The organism is Pseudoalteromonas sp. 13-15, from assembly GCF_001468205.2.
In the GTDB taxonomy this organism is placed as follows: Bacteria; Pseudomonadota; Gammaproteobacteria; order Enterobacterales; family Alteromonadaceae; genus Pseudoalteromonas; species Pseudoalteromonas marina.
This window is the reverse complement of the sequence record NZ_CP019162.1, coordinates 3,222,792-3,239,646: the sequence shown is the minus strand read 5'-3', so window position 1 is coordinate 3,239,646 and position 16,855 is coordinate 3,222,792. Positions and strand designations below refer to the sequence as shown.

General features: G+C 40.5%; 16 protein-coding genes. 4 read left to right on the top strand and 12 right to left on the bottom strand.

Annotation, left to right across the window (positions count from 1 at the left end; translation table 11 throughout):
- Positions 1–76: 76 nt before the first annotated feature.
- The 4 genes from ATS72_RS15020 to ATS72_RS15005 form a co-directional block, all read right to left on the bottom strand.
- The gene (locus tag ATS72_RS15020; protein WP_058428455.1) at positions 77–1,810 is read right to left on the bottom strand and encodes a response regulator; all 1,734 of its coding nucleotides are present in this window, start codon (positions 1,808–1,810) and stop codon (positions 77–79) included.
- 2 nt (positions 1,811–1,812) lie between these two features.
- The gene (locus ATS72_RS15015; protein ID WP_058428454.1) at positions 1,813–2,352 is read right to left on the bottom strand and encodes a heme NO-binding domain-containing protein; all 540 of its coding nucleotides are present in this window, start codon (positions 2,350–2,352) and stop codon (positions 1,813–1,815) included.
- 241 nt (positions 2,353–2,593) lie between these two features.
- The gene (locus ATS72_RS15010) at positions 2,594–3,841 is read right to left on the bottom strand and encodes a DEAD/DEAH box helicase (protein ID WP_058429146.1); all 1,248 of its coding nucleotides are present in this window, start codon (positions 3,839–3,841) and stop codon (positions 2,594–2,596) included.
- A gap of 93 nt (positions 3,842–3,934) precedes the next feature.
- Positions 3,935–4,636, bottom strand: coding sequence for a DUF3581 domain-containing protein (locus ATS72_RS15005; protein WP_039036485.1), 702 nt, complete (start codon positions 4,634–4,636; stop codon positions 3,935–3,937).
- Positions 4,637–4,807: 171 nt separating this feature from the next.
- Between ATS72_RS15005 and ATS72_RS15000 the strand changes: the two genes are divergently transcribed.
- A complete protein-coding gene (locus ATS72_RS15000; RefSeq protein ID WP_058428453.1) occupies positions 4,808–5,206 on the top strand; it encodes a hypothetical protein in 399 nt (132 codons plus the stop codon).
- A gap of 96 nt (positions 5,207–5,302) precedes the next feature.
- On the opposite strand, the gene gltX is transcribed toward ATS72_RS15000, so the two are convergent.
- The 5 genes from gltX to proB form a co-directional block, all read right to left on the bottom strand.
- The gene (gene gltX / locus ATS72_RS14995) at positions 5,303–6,787 is read right to left on the bottom strand and encodes a glutamate--tRNA ligase (RefSeq protein ID WP_008130406.1); all 1,485 of its coding nucleotides are present in this window, start codon (positions 6,785–6,787) and stop codon (positions 5,303–5,305) included.
- 45 nt (positions 6,788–6,832) lie between these two features.
- On the bottom strand, positions 6,833–7,192 hold the full coding sequence (locus ATS72_RS14990; protein ID WP_006791909.1) for a glutaredoxin family protein: 360 nt from the start codon (positions 7,190–7,192) through the stop codon (positions 6,833–6,835).
- Positions 7,193–7,264: 72 nt separating this feature from the next.
- Positions 7,265–7,852 (bottom strand): GGDEF domain-containing protein, encoded by a 588-nt coding sequence (locus tag ATS72_RS18985; RefSeq protein ID WP_235591606.1) that lies wholly within the window; start codon positions 7,850–7,852, stop codon positions 7,265–7,267.
- Positions 7,853–7,899: 47 nt separating this feature from the next.
- A complete protein-coding gene (locus ATS72_RS18980; RefSeq protein WP_235591605.1) occupies positions 7,900–8,223 on the bottom strand; it encodes a hypothetical protein in 324 nt (107 codons plus the stop codon).
- 102 nt (positions 8,224–8,325) lie between these two features.
- Entirely contained in the window at positions 8,326–9,429 is a 1,104-nt protein-coding gene (gene proB, locus ATS72_RS14980; RefSeq protein WP_058428452.1) for a glutamate 5-kinase, read from the bottom strand.
- Positions 9,430–9,546: 117 nt separating this feature from the next.
- On the opposite strand from proB, the gene ATS72_RS14975 reads away from it, so the two are divergent.
- Complete coding sequence (locus ATS72_RS14975) at positions 9,547–10,506, top strand: DMT family transporter (RefSeq protein ID WP_008130411.1); 960 nt, start codon at positions 9,547–9,549, stop codon at positions 10,504–10,506.
- On the opposite strand, the gene ATS72_RS14970 is transcribed toward ATS72_RS14975, so the two are convergent.
- The 3 genes from ATS72_RS14970 to pdsO are packed head-to-tail and all read right to left on the bottom strand — an operon-like array spanning position 10,401 to position 13,745.
- A complete protein-coding gene (locus tag ATS72_RS14970) occupies positions 10,401–10,994 on the bottom strand; it encodes a class GN sortase (protein ID WP_058428451.1) in 594 nt (197 codons plus the stop codon). The genes ATS72_RS14975 and ATS72_RS14970 overlap by 106 nt on opposite strands.
- Entirely contained in the window at positions 10,991–12,985 is a 1,995-nt protein-coding gene (locus ATS72_RS14965; RefSeq protein ID WP_058428450.1) for a marine proteobacterial sortase target protein, read from the bottom strand. Before ATS72_RS14965 ends, ATS72_RS14970 begins: the two co-directional genes overlap by 4 nt.
- 25 nt (positions 12,986–13,010) lie before the next feature.
- Positions 13,011–13,745: a sortase-associated OmpA-like protein PdsO gene (gene pdsO, locus ATS72_RS14960; protein ID WP_058428449.1), complete on the bottom strand. Its 735-nt coding sequence runs from the start codon at positions 13,743–13,745 to the stop codon at positions 13,011–13,013.
- 201 nt (positions 13,746–13,946) lie between these two features.
- On the opposite strand from pdsO, the gene pdsR reads away from it, so the two are divergent.
- Positions 13,947–14,636 carry a proteobacterial dedicated sortase system response regulator gene (gene pdsR, locus ATS72_RS14955; RefSeq protein ID WP_039036477.1) on the top strand — a complete coding sequence of 230 codons (690 nt, stop codon included), beginning with the start codon at positions 13,947–13,949 and terminating at the stop codon, positions 14,634–14,636.
- Positions 14,636–16,771, top strand: coding sequence for a proteobacterial dedicated sortase system histidine kinase (pdsS, locus tag ATS72_RS14950; RefSeq protein WP_058428448.1), 2,136 nt, complete (start codon positions 14,636–14,638; stop codon positions 16,769–16,771). The genes pdsR and pdsS overlap by 1 nt, the downstream gene beginning before the upstream one ends.
- Positions 16,772–16,855 lie beyond the last annotated feature (84 nt).

Here is a 16,855-nt window from a genome sequence, read left to right as displayed (position 1 = left end):
ATTTATACCCTTCTTGGCAAGCTAATGCTTGCCTTTTTTATCTCACCAACTTATTTAGTAAACAACTCAAAAAAAATTAAATACACACCCACTTTGCTATTACTTCAAACATACTTTCAACCTTAATGGGTTTTGAAATATAGCCATCCATACCGCTATCTTGCGCCTTTAATAGATCCGTTTCTCTTGTATTAGCAGTCATTGCAATAATGGGTAAATTTTTAAACTTTGCTTGTTTCTTTATTTCTATGGCTGCCGTATAACCATCCATTCTAGGCATTTGGCAGTCCATTAACACACCATCGTAAGTTTTATGTTTTAGCGCATCTAATGCCTCAAGGCCATCGTTAGCAATATCAACAATTAAGCCATTTTTACGCAGTATTTGTGTAGCTACTTGTTGATTGAGCGGGTTATCTTCAACCAATAAAATATGAATACCTTGCAGTTTTTGTAGTGTGTTTTGTGTATTTAAGCTCTCTTGTGATTCTGGTTTTTTTAGTGTTTTTATATGCATAATTTGTAAAAGTACGTTATGCAAAGTACTTTTAATTATTGGTTTTATGAGTACTTTATAAGTGTTATTACCAAACCCTAGTAGGCTTTCGTTTAGCGCTTTATTTTCACAAGGCGCTATTACAATTAGCTTTTTTGCATTTAATTTAAGCTTATTGCGCAAAGACTGCGCAGCACTATCATGATTTAAATTTAAAGTTCGCCAATCTATAAATATAAAATCGTAATTATGTAGCATGCCTAGCCGGTCTAATACTTGGTTGATGTTATTTACAGTGTCAAATTTTACTTCAAAACCTAAAAGCAGCGTTTGTAATGATGTTAACTGACTATCTGAACTCTCAATAACAAGTGCTCGCTTGGCTCTAATTTGTGATATTTCAAACTCATTTTGCTTAGTCGAATAATTGAGTGGAATAGTAAAACTAAAGCAGCTTCCCTTATTTAATTTGCTGTTTACTGTAATATCGCCCTGCATTAGTTCGACCAATGTTTTGCTTATTACCAAACCAAGCCCCGTTCCACCAAACTTTCGGGTTGTCGATACGTCAGCCTGAGTAAAAGGTTTAAATAGTGAGTCAACTTGTGTTTGGGTCATCCCAATGCCGTTATCTGAAATAGAAAAAGCAACACTGCAATAACTATCTACTTTCTGAACTAGTTTTACAGCTAATATAACCTTACCCCGTGTTGAAAATTTAAGTGCATTATTTAACAGATTTAATAGTACTTGGTTGAGTCTTAATGCATCACCAATAAAAAAGTCAGGGAGTAAGGGGTCAATATCAAACACCACTTCAATTTTTCTTTGTGATGCTAGCGTGCTAATAATATTTACAAGGTTTTCTAGGAAGGTATTAAAATTAAATTCTTTTTGTTCTAGCTCTATTTTACCCGCTTCAACCTTTGAAAAGTCTAAAATATCATTAATTATCCCTAATAAAGACTCTGCCGAATAATGAATTTTTTCAACATAGTCACGCTGTTTTTCCGAAAGATCAGTATCTAAAGCCAAATAAGCCATGCCTATTATGGCGTTCATCGGGGTGCGAATCTCATGGCTCATGTTTGCTAAAAAGTCTGATTTAGCCTCATTCGCAGCTTCTGCATCTTGTTTAGCCAGTTCAAGGTCGTGAGTTCTGTTAGCAACCTCCTTCTCCAAATTTTCAGCCGCACCTTTGAGTACCTTATTGGCTTCGTAAAGCTGTAACGATTTGGCTTCAAGTAGTTTTTCAGCTTCTTTTCGTGCCAAACGCTCTCGTTCTAATCTGCGCTGTAAAAGAGCTACATCCATATTTAACCGACCAGAGTTAAGTTAAATGTAGCAACTTGATGATCGTCACTGATATCGCTGCGTATGCTGATATTTTCCTTAAAATGCTCGGCTGCACCTTCTATTAACCCCTCAGCAAGCACTGCAAAGGGATTACTCGAATGGTAAACCATCTGCATTTGGGTATCACTTAATCGCTTGGTTTGAAAACTAGGTAACTCAACGTCGGTATACAATTTTTCAACTTCTACATGCACGTGCCTATCTATGGTATCTAAAAAATCAAACGTGGTAGTAAGGTTTTCAAAAAACTGTGGATAGTAAACCAAGAAGCGCGTTAACAGATATTTTCCGTACTCTTTAACCAGTACATCTACTGAAATATCGACGATGTTGCTCAACGAAGTCACTAATTTTAAAAGCTCTTGCTTGTTATAGTTACCAACGCTGGTGTAAATCCCATTGGAATCAAGTTCGTTTTGTTCAATAATTTGATCGGCAACGGCAGGTGAAAATGTGCTTTCGACCATTTCTAAAAATTCAGTAAAAATAATACCTTTCATCGCTCTACCAACCTATTAGTCGTAGATTAAGTATAGATTTAAACTGTAATAATGCACATTTGTAAGAAGAAAAAACACTTACAAAGTATTGCGATTTAAAGGGGGGATTATTTATTTTGCCGCTTTATGTAAAAGTGACCATTAAAATAAGCGCAGCTGATGTGTATAAAATTGCTAAATACTATTTAAAACTCATTTTTTATAACTAAATGGGGCATTAACTGCCCCATGCTACTGGCTATTATTTTCGTCGTCTGCTTGGTGCCCTTTTACCTGTAATACGCTTTTTGTCACGATCTTTACGCGCTTTATTGGTGTTTTTTCGGTTATCTTTAGGGGCTTTGTTTAAGTCAGGCTCGTAACCTTCTAACCATTGTGGTGCTAAACGCGTATCAAGCAGTACTTCAATTTCTTCAAGTAACCATTGCTCGTCAATACTTACAAGCGACATTGCAAGGCCTTGCTCGCCTGCGCGACCCGTACGGCCTATGCGGTGGACATAATCTTCAGCTATGTATGGCAATTCAAAGTTAATTACGTATTTAAGCGCCGGAATATCTAAACCACGGGCAGCTACATCGGTGGCAACTAATACGCGTGTAGTGCCTTCTTTAAAGTTTTGTAGTGCACGGTCTCGCCCACCTTGCGATTTATCGCCATGAATGGATTCTGTTTTTAAACCGTCCTTACACATTTCTTTGGCAAGCTTATCGGCCATTTGTTTAGTACGCGTAAATATAAGTACTTGGCGCCAATTTTTCATGCCGATCATATGCGATACAAGTTCGCGCTTACGGTCTTCATCAACTGCGTAAATAATTTGCTCTACTTCAACGGCGGCTGAGTTACGTTTATCAACTTCAATCAGCTCGGGGTTTTTAAGTAGTTTTTTACTTAGCTCAAACACGCTGTCATCGAATGTGGCTGAAAACAATAAGGTTTGGCGATCGCCTGGAATGTGGCGCAAAATACGTTTTATTTCATCAATAAAGCCCATATCGAGCATGCGGTCGGCTTCATCAAATACTAATGAATCAACACTAGAGAGCACCACACTGCCTTTAACTATATGATCGAGCAAACGACCTGGTGTTGCCACTATCACTTGCGCCGTTTTAAGTGCTTTAATTTGCGGGCCAATACTTGCGCCGCCATACGCTAGAGCGCCCTGAATGTTAGTGCCTTTTGCGTACTTTTCAAAGCTGGCAAACACTTGCTGAGCAAGCTCTCGCGTAGGCGTTAAAATGACCACTCGGGCAATGCCTGGCTCATCTTTTTTAGGTGTATTTAAAAGCTTATGTAGTAGTGGCAATACAAAGGCAGCTGTTTTACCTGTGCCAGTTTGCGCGCTGCCCATTACATCGTTGCCAGCGAGAATTGGCGGAATAGTTTTAATCTGAATTGCGGTAGGCTGAGTGTAATTATTTTGCTCAATCGCTGTTAATAATAACGGGTCGAGATTAAGTGATGAAAATGATGTGGCAGACATAGGCTTAGCTTTAAAATAACAAAGAGCGCCATTATACCTGAGCTTTAGCAATAAAAAAGGCGCTATCAATAGCGCCTTTTTTAAATGCTGATTTTAAACCGGTTTTAAGGTCGCTTTTCGCTCATTATAAAATGCGATTAAGTCATCAACCGTTGCTTGGCAGTACTCACGAATACCCGACACCACCATGTGCTTTTCACCAAAACCAACTTTTTCGCCGTTTTCTAATAGGTTAAAGCGCAGGGTAATTTTGCCGCGTTTACCTGTATATTCAAAGCTTGGCTCAGCAAATTCAAGCGTTGGTGCTTTAATCTCAATGTTATCAAGATTAATAATCATCGATTCGTAAATAACCATAGGGCGCGCTGGGTTAATCATTACCTCTTGCTTGCCCATTAACGGAATAATGACATGCGGGAAAGCTGCACCAGAAAACTCAACATAGTTTTTTATTAAGCTATTAGTAAGTGTTGGGCATTTGCTGGTTTTACCTTCGCGTTTTACCTTTAAAATTACTTTATCGCCGTTGGTTACATCAAACTCATCATCCCCTTGTGGGAAGTTAAGTTTGGTATTTTCGTCAACCATGCCAGCAAAGGTAAACTCCATTCGCTCACTTATACCGTAGCGGTCTAACACTAAAGAAAAAAGTAAGTCTCCTGGCGCGCAAAACTTTTTGGCATCTTTATCATGAAGTGGATTGTAATCATCTGCAACGCACTTTGCGAAACGACACCCTTGCTCACGAGAGATAGAAACATAATCAGCGTGCTGCTGAAAGTAAGGACTTAACATAGTTTGTTCACTGCTTAAACTGCTTATAACTTACCCATACTACCAGAAAAAATTTAAAGAGAGGTCGAATCACTTACAAAATGATACAACTTACTTTTGTTTTTTTTTGCTTGCTTTTGTTTTTATTGATAATTTGTTCTTAAGCCAACAATAACTAAGGGATTAATCATTATGCTGCGTATTTTTGCTGTAACCTGTGTGCTAACTGCACTAACTGGGTGTTCTGGCGTTACTTACCATACCAATATAAACAACGATGTTTTAGGTGATGAAATTGGTTCTTATGTAAATAAAAGAGATCTGCATCAATTTTATAGTGACCAACAAGCCCATGAAAGCGGTGCTTCATTATTAGGCCGAATTGAAGGCGAGAGCTGTAATGGAGATGGCCGAGGTGCAAACAGTAACGTTAGTTACAATCGCGCTAAATCAAGTGCCATTGATTCACTTAAAGCGGATGCAATGCGCAGAGGCGGTAATGCCTTTACTATTAATTCTTGTAGAGAAACTCCTCAATCTTATTGCGACATTTCGGTTACTTGTAAGGGTCAAGCTTACGACTTGAAATAAATGCAGTAATACCAGAACTAATTAACACTGGCTCCCTAAAACAAAAAAGCCGAGCTTACTTAATAAGCTCGGCTTTTTATAAAGTATGACTAAAGATTATGCGCTTGGGTATGTGCGGTAAGCACGCTCAATATTTTTAGCCTGCTTTTTAGAAATACCTAAATGAGCAAGTGCTACACGTAAACGCGCACGTGATAGGTCAGAGCCTAAAATTTCCATTGCATCAAGTACCGACGTCGATGACGTTTTACCCGTGATTGCTACAAATATTGGCTCTAAAAAGTCTTTAATTTTAAGCTCGTGGAATGTGGCAACCTCTTTTGCAATGGCAAAAATAGCTGGCTTATCAAAACTACGCAAGCCTTCTAATTGCCATACAAAAAATTGTAGCGCTTGGCGTATTACATTTTCGTCGGCTTTGCCCGCCGTTAACAGTGCTGGGTCGTAAGTTGGAATACCACCTACAAAATGACCTGCTAAATCAACCATATCCGACAGCGTATTAATACGCGTTTTAGCTTCTGGTAATACTTTAGCTAGCATTTCGCCATTAAACTTCCAATCAACAAAGCGCTGCACAAGCTCTTCGTCAGTCAAGTTTTCGCGGATCCACGTCCCGTTTAACCAGCTTAACTTATCTACGTCAAATACTGGGCCACCAAGCGATACACGCTTCATGTCAAAGTGTTCAATCATTTCATCAAGTGTGAACTTTTCACGCTCGTCTGGCATTGACCAGCCCATGCGGCCTAAGTAGTTAAGTACCGCTTCTGGTAGGTAACCCATTTCTTTGTAGTAATTGATACTTGTAGGGTTTTTACGCTTAGAAAGCTTTGACTTATCTGGGTTACGTAATAATGGCAGGTGCCCAAGTACTGGCGCTTCCCAACCAAAATCCTCGTAAAGCTTTAATAGTTTAGGTGCTGAGTTAATCCACTCTTCACCACGGAAAATATGGCTAATTTGCATGTGGTGATCGTCTACCACATTTGCTAAGAAATACGTTGGGAAGCCATCGGCTTTTAATAGCACTTGCATGTCTACGTTTTCCCACGGGATCTCAATTTCGTCGCGTAGGTAGTCGTTGAACTTAAAGGTCCCTTCGCTTGGAATTTTCATACGTATAACGTAAGGCTTACCTGCAGCTAGGTTAGCTTTAATTTCGTCTTCTGTGTGGTTTAAACCACGACCGTCGTATTTAGGACGCAGACCTTCAGCCATTTGCTCTTCACGCATTTGGTCAAGCTCTTCGCTTGTTGCAAAACAATAAAATGCTTTGCCTTGCTCAACAAGTTGGTGTGCGTATTTTTTATATAAATCGCTACGTTCAGACTGACGATAAGGGCCAAATTCACCGCCTACATCAGGGCCATGATCCCACTCAAGACCTAACCAACGTAGGCTATCCATTATCGCTTGTTCCGACTCAGGTGTGCTTCGTACTTGGTCTGTATCTTCGATACGAAGAACAAATTCGCCGCCTTGCTGCTTAGCAAAACAGTAGTTAAATAATGCAATATAAGCGGTGCCAAGATGCGGGTCACCAGTAGGTGACGGGGCAACACGAGTACGGATTGTCATGATAATGTCTCTTTAAATAAGTGAGATAAAAATTAAGTGAATCGTTTAAGCAGCTACTTTATTTAAGTACGCAATAATATCGTTAGATTCGTAAAGCCATTGAGTTTGGCCATTTTGCTCTATACGTAAACAAGGCACTTTAATTTTGCCACCTTGTTCTAGTAGCTCTTGACGATATTGCTCATTGTCTTTTGCATCGCGTGTTTCTATGTTTAAGCCTTCGCGCTTAATAGCACGGCGTACTTTCACACAAAACGGGCATGCTTTAAATTGGTAAAGTTTAAAATGAGAGGTTTGCAGATCAAGCTTGGCTTGCTCTTCGCTTGCACGCTTTTTACTACGAGGAGTAAATATAAAATTAAAGAATAAAATTATACAACCTAAAAACCAACGAACGAATTTCATGCTTAATACTCTGACTACAACAATTTAAGGAGCCAGATTTTAGCACAATTTTACAATCAAAAAAGCTCAATGCTATTGAGAAATCCTGACTTCTTTACTGAGCGTAAGTTCGTGACATGATGTCACCTTATTCCGTCCTGTTTTTTTTGAGTGATATAACGCCATGTCGGCTTGGTTTACTATGCTTGAAACGGTATCAGCGCTCTGTAGCTCTAAAAAGCCAATACTGATTGTTAACTGCTGTATGTGCTCAAAATCATGACTGGCTACTCGCTGTCGTAAACGAGTGAGTGCATTAAGTGCATCTGTATTTGTTTGCGACTGAAACACTATTGCAAACTCTTCCCCTCCGTATCTAAAAGCATAATCTTCAATTCTAAAATTATTTTTTATGAGTTTAGCAACTTGTGCAATTACACCGTCGCCAACTACATGGCCAAATGTATCGTTAACATTTTTAAATAAATCAATGTCAACAATGGCTAAATACCAACAGCGTTTTGTATCTGCTTGCTCTCGGGGTAATAAAAAACCATTACCGGTGACTATTTCCATTACCTTTTTGTCAAAGGTTTGGCGATTTAAAAGCCCCGTTAAAGGATCAAGCCGCGACTTATGCAAAATCCATAATTGATTCGCATATACATTTAAAATGTACATCGCTAATGCACTTATTCTATCGGTTATTAACTGCTTGGTTTTAATAATTAAAACCCCAGAATGGTATCGCTATGATTAACCGGGATGTATGTTGTTACATCATCAGTCGTATGAATAACCCTTGCTTTACTAGGCGTTGCTTTATTAAGGATTAATTGGGCCTGACTGGGCTCTAAGTATGTTAAGTTGCTGTGTGTATTTATCAGTATAGGTGGGGCTTGCAAGGTAACGTGCTTGTTTATGTAAATCGCGAAATTATTTACGCTTAGTAAGTCACCTAGCACGTCTATTAAAGCCGAATCTAAATGGCTTTCGTCTTCCTGACAAGTTAGTTCGACTACCCACTCGTGGCCACATGAATTGGCTTGCATTGCCACACCCAATTAGAATAATTTTTAACCAGTATAGACATAATCTATAACTTTACTAAATAATTAGACAGTTAATTAAAATACATTCTTTTTAGCTAAGCATTAAAGTAGAACCAAATCATCCCTATGCAATACTTCTGCCCCAGCGTCATAACTAAGTAACTGTGCAATATTTTTTGAATGTGCGCCTTTAATTTTATTAACCTCCGAGCGACTAAAGCGGGTTAAACCTCGCGCAATTACTTGGTTATTTGTATCAACCAAATCTATTAAATCACCACGCTCAAAATCCCCAAAGGCACTGGTGACTCCTTTGGCCAGTAAACTTGCCCCATTATTTTGCAGCGCACTAATAGCGCCTGCGTCTATTGCTATTTGCCCATTACTTTTAGGCCCGGCTAACAACCATTTTTTGCGACCATCTTTAGGCGCTGTTAACTTTAAAAAGCGAGTACCCGGTAATTGCTCGCTCATGCATTTTAAAATAACGTTGCTGCCAGCGCCTTTGGCAATAATGACTTCAACGCCTGCACGCCTTGCTATATCAGCCGCTTGCAGCTTTGTTGCCATGCCTCCAGTGCCTAAGCTTGTACCGCTGCCACCAGCAAGTTGACGCAGTTCATCGTTTATGTGGGTTACTTCGTCAATAAGCTTTGCATCGGCATTGGTGCGCGGATCGCTGGTAAACAAGCCGTCTTGATCGGTAAGTAATAGTAATTTGTCTGCATTAGCTAATATAGCCACCAAGGCCGATAGGTTATCGTTATCACCCACTTTTATTTCGCTCGTCGCCACCGCATCGTTTTCATTTATAATAGGCATCACGTTGTAACTAAGTAAGGCCTTTAATGTATCGCGTGCGTTTAAGTAGCGCTCTCTGTCATCAACATCAGCGCGTGTTAGCAGCATTTGCCCTACGTTTACACCATACAAGGCAAATAAACTTTGCCATATATGAATAAGTTGGCCCTGCCCAATGGCGGCTAACATTTGTTTATCCACTAAGCTCGTACCACAGGATTTTAATAGTTGCTCACGGCCTGCAGCTACGGCGCCGCTCGATACCATAACAACCTGATGCCCCTGCTTTTTAAGCTCGCAGCATTGGCGAACTAACTCAACCATATGAGCTTTATCTAGTTTATCGGTGCCACCAGTTAGTACGCTTGTACCTAACTTTACAACTATTATCTGTTCCCTTTGCATTGTTTTTAGCTATTAAAATTTTATTATGATTTAACTTATACCAGCTCGGTATTTTTGAACAAGTTAAAAATATTCATGCTAGGATCGCGCTATATTTTATTGTTTAAATTACGTCTTATGCCTGCCAGTTTATGTTTAATTATTGCCACTTTTTTATGGGGCAGTTCGTTTATAGCGCTTAAATACGCCATTGCCATTTACGATCCAGCATTAGTGATATTTTTACGTATGCTTACTACGCTCGTTATTTCATTGTGTTTATGGCGTTATGTTATTCGCTTTGAATATCAAAAAGGTGATTGGAAGTATTTAGTGGGCATGTCACTTGCTGAGCCTTGCTTGTACTTTTTATTTGAAGGCCACGCAATGGAATATACATCGGCATCTCAGGCGGGTGTTATTGTGTCGTGCTTGCCAATAATAGTGGCGTTTTTAGCATTTTTTATGCTCAAAGAATATATAAGTAAAGCTATTGTAGTGGGCTTTACGCTATGTATTGGCGGCAGTATTTTACTTACGCTGCTCTCACCAAGTTCAGAACAAGCGCCTAATCCTATTTTGGGTAACTTTTTAGAGTTAATGGCTATGGTGTGCGCTGCATTTTATACTGTTAGTATTAAGCACTTAGCAAACCGCTATTCACCACTGACTTTAATTGCATTACAAGGCATTAGCGGGAGTTTGTTTTTTGCCCCCTTTTTATTTTTTATTGACCTACCCAGCGAAAATCAACACGACCTAACGGCACTTATGAGTATTTTATATTTAGGCTCTTGCGTTACTTTAGGCGGCTACGGTATGTACAACTATGCAATTAGCAAGGTATCGGTGCTTACTGCAGCGGCGTATTCAAATTTAATTCCTATTTTTACACTTATTTTATCGGCCATTATTTTGGGAGAAGTACTTACACTTTGGCAGTGGCTTAGTATTTTTGTGGTATTTATTGGCGTTATGGTTAGTCAGCGCCATCAAGAGCTTGTTGTTGATATACCACTTAGTGAATCTGGTGAAGATATTTCTGCCGATACCAATAACCTCAAATCGGTGCCCGATGCTAATGCATCAAAGGGATAACAGGTAAGTAAATAAAGCCCCGGTGTGCGTAAAAAGTCATGCTGCGATTGATGAATTATATCAACCGCCGTGACTTTATACTGCTGTAACTCCCCGCTTTGTAACTGCATAGTAAACTGCTCCCCTACTTTGGCGTGCTGTAAAAACGCAAAGTGGGTGTCGTTATGACCTGCTATTAGCGCTCCCTTTTGGCGATTGCCCAATTCCCCCGCGGGCAAAAAATGGCTTGGTGCAAATGCTAAATTTCGACCACTCGCACCACCGAGCACACTTAACGTTTTGTTATGCGATGGAAAGTGAAGCTGCGCGGTTACAAAACTGTCAGCATAAAACCACGGTTTTACTTTTTTACCAGGCTCTGCAAGCGCTTGCTGCCACGCATGCTCAATAAGCACTTGTGCAAGCCATGCCTTTGCTTGCATATACAAACCGTGGCCAAACAAGCTGAGCCCAGCAATTAATAGCCCTGCACTTAACCACTTTTTCATGTTTTAACGCGTCTTTTTAATTTAAGAGCACCAAACGTTATAAGTAACATACTACCCAACATTATATGCAGCCTACTTTGACCATCGGTTTGCGGCAAACGCATTTCCATTCCTTGCGGCAATTCGTTAGCGGCTTGCGCAGTTTGATCTGCAACGTCTTTAATTTGAGTGTGTTCAATGGCAATAAACGCAGTAAATGGACTTAAAAGCTGATGCGTTAAAGCTAATTTTTGCACCTCGTCTTTAACACTACTTTGCTCGTTATATAAAAGTAGTGACTTAATTTTTTGACGCGCCCACAATTTTGCTATGCCTTTGGCTTGAGAGCTATTTTGTGTGCTTAATTTAATACTTAAAGGCCCTTGTGCTGTTTGCCCTGTAAGTATCACACTTTTAGCATCATTAAGTTTTATAGCAACCATGATAGGCTCTCCAAAATATAAATCAGGCAGTGGTGACGGCCAAAAATCTAAGCTGTTACCGTTTTCATCGCTTAAAGCGAGGTCTGTAATGGCTGGGTGGGCGAGCTTATCAAATAACTGCTGCATTTTAGGCTGTACTTCTTGTGTGCTGCCAATAAAAGTAAATGTGCCTTTGCCTATATCGGCTGCACGGCGCATAAAAAAGCTATTAGGAGCGCTACCAATTCCTACCGTAAATAAACGGCTATCACCTAATTTAGCCTGAATATTTTTAAATAAAGTAGCTTCGTTACTTACACTGCCGTCTGTTAAAAACACCACTTGGCGTACAAAACCATCAAACGTACTGCCATCAAGTACCGCATCAAGCGCGCCTTGTATTTCGGTTCCACCGTCGGCTTCAAGGCTGTAAATAAAACGCTCTGCTCGGCGTAAGTTAAAATCACTGGCTATAAGAGGCCTATCACTCATGGCGGTGACATTATTATCAAAACCAATAATGTTAAAACTGTCGTCGCTTTCAAGTAACGACAGCGCATAAAATAATGCCTTTTTGGCCTGCTCAATAGACTGCCCATGCATTGAGCCCGATGTATCTACTACAAATACCATTTCTCGGGGTAAGCGCTGAGTTTGCGTAAAATAATCCCCTGGCGGCATTAACATAGCAAGGCCATAGCGGTCTGCGTTTTCAAACTGCTGGGTAAAAAAGGCAGCTTGCACGTTTTCTTTTTGAAGCGGCTTAAACGCTAAAACAAAGTCACGATTAGCCCCATTTGTATCGTTCAGTGCTATTTTATATTGCCCAAACGCGGGATTATTAACATTAATACGGTGATGTTTAGAGGTTATATCAACAAGCTCTAATCCCACATCTATGTCTATGTTTAAAGTAAACTCACTGCTAGGTGCATCATTATTTTTTTGAACGTTATAAACCGGTCTTAGCCAACCACTGGGCGCTAAGTTTTGATCCATAAGGCTTGAACTAGGCTGCTCTAATGTGCCATTTATTGCATGGTAGCGCGGCGTAATTGTGGTAGGGAAACGAATAGTAAAAGTGCCACTGCGGTAATTAATAATTTCTTGATATTCAAGCGTAATGGCCACCTGTTCACCAGGGCCAATATTTGCCACATTAGTGACAAACATATTTGCCCGTTGTTGACGCACCAATGCAGCCTGCTTTCCTGCATTTTGAGCTTGTGCGAATTTTTTTTCGGCCTCAATTTTTTTATCAATGTGCCCTTTAATAACGCGCTCACCAATACGCATTGTCATGGCGTGCACTGCACTTTCGTCAGGTAGTGGAAACACATAACGTGCATTCACCGAAAATGGGTTTTCGTTTTGATAAGTTTGCTTAACTACAACATGGTTAATTAACCCTGTTACTGTCATATGAGCGTCGCTTTTTAATATTATGGCAGGGCTAACGGGCTTACCCAAGGTATCGGTTAGTTCAAGCTTTGGCGATTGCGCATAGCTGCTATTAAATGCTAATAGCGCTATTGCCATGAATATAAAAATGCTTGCCTTAACAAGCATTTTGGTTGGGTTACTCAACATAAAATCACTCCATCGAATGCTAAAATTAGTTACTCGCCGTTTGGCCATTTACAGGCGCTAGTGAACGGGTAGTCAGCGTTACTCGACGGTCAAAAAAGTTATCTTCTGTGGTATTGCTATTTGCCAATGTGTGTTGTTCACCAAAGGCTTGCGTACTTAAACGTTTGTGGCTAACGCCGTGTTTTATTAAATAACTTTGCACTGCATTTACACGTTTTTTAGACAGTAAAAAATTAGCCTGTGCATCTCCTCGTTGGTCGGCAAAGCCACTTAAATCAAGCGCTAATTGAGGTTGGTTGTTTAAAAGTACAACTAACTGGTCGAGCTGTTTAGCAAAGTGAGGCGCTATGGTGCTTGAACCCGTTTTAAATTGAACGGTCATCGCAAGCAGGTTATTAATTTGAGATTGTGTTAACTGCTCGTTTTGCTGTGCAAGCACCTCTATTTGCTGCTCTAACAGATTGTTATGATTAAGTACGTGTTGGTAGTCGTTGGTTTTTTGTTTCATTACTGCCAAGGCGCGTTGTTGTTCATCAAGTTTGTTGTCGGCGACCTTTGCATCCCCAATTAAGCCACCAGCAAATGCGCCTATAAACGCGCCGATTGGTCCACCAACCACACCACCAATAATAGCGCCTGTACCTAAACCTATTGCGGTTTCTTGAGTTGCTTCTTTTGAGGGCGAATGTTCAGATGCCGATGAAAATGTCGGAGTAGAAAAACCAGCAACAAGCGTTAGCGCGATTAATGTCTTCTTCATAATATGATCCTTAAAATTGATTTAACTTTGTGATGTTTTGTTTCGATAGGTGCATTAAAACAACACCAAGTGGCAACAAAGGGGAGCAAAAATGGCAAACCGCTGAGCAATTGTGGCAAAAAAATGGCAATTGCCTTTTTAACCGTACATAGCTGAAAAACTTCGATATAGTGCGTTTTAAAATAAATAAGGGTGTGTAGAATGAAAAAAATAGCCATCATTGAAGATGAAACCGCCATTCGCGAAAACTACATGGAAATGTTAGGCGCACAAGGCTACCAAGTGAGTGGTTACAGCGACCGCATAACGGCAGAAAGTGCATTTAAAGACGCACTCCCCGATTTAGCCATCGTTGATATAGGCCTTGGCCACGAAATTGATGGCGGCTTTTTACTATGCCAAACCCTCCGTACCTTATCTAAAACGCTCCCTATTATTTTTTTAACCGCACGCGATAGCGAAATAGACACAGTTTGCGGCCTACGTATGGGCGCTGACGACTACTTAACAAAAGACATTAGCTTGGCACATTTAGCAGCACGAATAGGCGCATTATTTCGCAGAATGGAAGCCCTTGAACACCCCGCCGATGCCAATGCACTTATAACACGCGGGCAGTTAACGCTCGACACACAACGCATGCAAGTATTTTGGCAACAGCAATTAGTGGATTTAACCGTGACCGAATTTTGGATGCTGCATTCACTGGCGCAGCGTCCGGGCCATGTAAAAAGCCGTAACGATTTAATGAGCGATGCAAAAATATATGTGGACGACAGCACCATCACCTCTCATGTAAAACGCATTCGTAAAAAGTTTATAGCCCTCGACTCACAATTTGATTGTATCGATACCGTGTATGGTATGGGTTATAGGTGGGAGCAGCATTAATGCTTAGATTTGGCCTACGTAGTAAGTTTATTGTGCTTTCTTGTTTTTTATTTTTACTGCCGTGGCTAGGCTACGAGTACGTATGGGAAATGGAAAAGTTTTTACGCCAAGGCCAAGAAAAAACACTCGTAGGCACAACGCGTGCACTTGCCACTGCTCTGCACGAACGCCCAGCCTTATTTGACGAGCAAACCAACTTTTTAGACCAAGTAATAAAAGGCCGCGATTTATACGCCTACAACTTAAAAAACCCTATTCAGCTCGATGGCAAACTAACCGACTGGGAACCCTACAAAGCGCTATTTTGGCATTACGATAAACGCTATTTACAAAAAACCAATAAAAACCACCAAGCCAGCGATTTGTCATTCGACCACATGGTAGGCAAATTTGATAACTACTTATATGCCGTTTTTAATGTTACCGACAACACACTTATTTATCGTGCTAAAAACAGCTTAAGCATTACTAATAACGACCATTTAAAAATTGGTTTAAAAGCCCCTGATGGCCAATTTAATACCTATATCATCGCCCCTAGGCAAGACGGCTGGGTTAACGCATTTAATGCAGACACCAAAGCACCACTTACAAAAATTCAGGGCTATTTTAAACGCACCCAAACAGGCTACACCGTTGAACTGCGCTTTCCATTAGCCATGCTAGGAAACAAACTAGGTTTTGCTATTGTAGATACCGATAGCTTAAGCGAATTACCTAACGCTAACGTTATGTCGACCTCTAATTTAAACAACCCAAGCGATTTAGGCTCCGTGCTTGTGCCTTCACCAGAAATTAGCCGCATTTTAAAAGGGATGGGCCACAGTGGCAGCCGTATATGGGTTGTAGACAATCATCACCGCGTACTTGCGCAATCGGGCACGATTCAAAATGCTGATGGAGTATGGGCCGATGGTCTTAAAAATCAGCCACCAAAAAATGCCTGGCAACGCTTTGAGCAAACCTATTTGCACCCACTTTATTATAAAATTTTAACCCGACCTGAAAACGAATTTATAGATACCCTACACGACGTAGCATCTATGCAAGGCAGTCATTTAGCTAATGCATTAAAAGGCCAACCTGCATCGTCTTGGCGGCTCACCCCCGATAGCAAAGCCGTTATTTTATCTGCCGCCTACCCTATTTGGATTGAAGACAAAGTCATTGGTGCAGTAATAGCAGAAGAAACTACAAATGGTGTGCGTACGCTTCGTAATAAATCGCTCGAAAAGTTATTTAACGTTATTTTAGCCGTGATGCTGATTGGTACCGTGACTTTATTCTTTTTTGCATCACGAATATCAAGCCGTATCAGGCGCCTTCGCGATACCGCAGAGCAAGCAATAGATGCACAAGGGCGTGTTACTGGCAGTATTAGTTACAGTGATTCTAATGATGAAATTGGCGACCTGTCGCGTAGCTTTGCAAATATTGTGAGCCGATTGGGCGGCTATACCGACTATTTAGAAAACATGTCGTCGCGTTTATCTCACGAACTACGCACGCCTGTTGCCGTGGTGCGATCATCCCTTGAAAACTTACAAAGTTTGGAACAAACCGAACTTAGCCAAAAATACCTCGATCGCGCCAGTGAAGGCGTAGAGCGCCTAGGTAAAATAATTACCACCATGAGTGAGGCTACTCGCCTTGAGCAAAGTATTCAAAGTAACGAGCCTGAGCCTTTTGATTTACAAAAAGTAATAAATGGTTGCATGCAAGGCTATCAGCTTACTTACCCAAACCAGTTATTTACGCTTGATGTATGCCAAAACAAATTACCTATGCAAGGCGCACCTGAGTTTATAGCGCAGCTGCTTGATAAGCTCATTAATAACGCATTAGAGTTTAGCCAAGCTAATACCGCGATTAACGTAACGTTACAAAGCAAAGATACACAAGCAGTTCTTAGCGTAAGTAACACAGGCCCATTATTACCCGAAGGGTTAAGCGAGCACATATTTGATTCTATGGTGTCTGTGCGCAGCCAGCACATGCAGCAGCAACCGCATTTAGGCTTAGGGCTTTATATTGTAAGGCTGGTGTGCGATTACCATAAAGGCAGTGTAACTGCGCAAAATAATACACAAAATAATGGGGTCACTTTTACAGTGAGTTTGCCATTAGCAAATTAGTTGAATGAGCTTTTAATATTGATTAGTTTTAGCCTAGCCTAGCGGGGAAACTTGTAAGACTTAATTAAACCAAGGAGCTTAATA

Bases quoted from the DNA above. Each gene is read 5' to 3' on its own strand.
- ATS72_RS15020 (WP_058428455.1), bottom strand. From the start codon at position 1,810: ATGGATGTAGCTCTTTTACAGCGCAGATTAGAACGAGAGCGTTTGGCA.
- ATS72_RS15015 (WP_058428454.1), bottom strand. From the start codon at position 2,352: ATGAAAGGTATTATTTTTACTGAATTTTTAGAAATGGTCGAAAGCACA.
- ATS72_RS15010 (WP_058429146.1), bottom strand. From the start codon at position 3,841: ATGTCTGCCACATCATTTTCATCACTTAATCTCGACCCGTTATTATTA.
- ATS72_RS15005 (WP_039036485.1), bottom strand. From the start codon at position 4,636: ATGTTAAGTCCTTACTTTCAGCAGCACGCTGATTATGTTTCTATCTCT.
- ATS72_RS15000 (WP_058428453.1), top strand. From the start codon at position 4,808: ATGCTGCGTATTTTTGCTGTAACCTGTGTGCTAACTGCACTAACTGGG.
- gltX (WP_008130406.1), bottom strand. From the start codon at position 6,787: ATGACAATCCGTACTCGTGTTGCCCCGTCACCTACTGGTGACCCGCAT.
- ATS72_RS14990 (WP_006791909.1), bottom strand. From the start codon at position 7,192: ATGAAATTCGTTCGTTGGTTTTTAGGTTGTATAATTTTATTCTTTAAT.
- ATS72_RS18985 (WP_235591606.1), bottom strand. From the start codon at position 7,852: ATGTACATTTTAAATGTATATGCGAATCAATTATGGATTTTGCATAAG.
- ATS72_RS18980 (WP_235591605.1), bottom strand. From the start codon at position 8,223: ATGCAAGCCAATTCATGTGGCCACGAGTGGGTAGTCGAACTAACTTGT.
- proB (WP_058428452.1), bottom strand. From the start codon at position 9,429: ATGCAAAGGGAACAGATAATAGTTGTAAAGTTAGGTACAAGCGTACTA.
- ATS72_RS14975 (WP_008130411.1), top strand. From the start codon at position 9,547: ATGCCTGCCAGTTTATGTTTAATTATTGCCACTTTTTTATGGGGCAGT.
- ATS72_RS14970 (WP_058428451.1), bottom strand. From the start codon at position 10,994: ATGAAAAAGTGGTTAAGTGCAGGGCTATTAATTGCTGGGCTCAGCTTG.
- ATS72_RS14965 (WP_058428450.1), bottom strand. From the start codon at position 12,985: ATGTTGAGTAACCCAACCAAAATGCTTGTTAAGGCAAGCATTTTTATA.
- pdsO (WP_058428449.1), bottom strand. From the start codon at position 13,745: ATGAAGAAGACATTAATCGCGCTAACGCTTGTTGCTGGTTTTTCTACT.
- pdsR (WP_039036477.1), top strand. From the start codon at position 13,947: ATGAAAAAAATAGCCATCATTGAAGATGAAACCGCCATTCGCGAAAAC.
- pdsS (WP_058428448.1), top strand. From the start codon at position 14,636: ATGCTTAGATTTGGCCTACGTAGTAAGTTTATTGTGCTTTCTTGTTTT.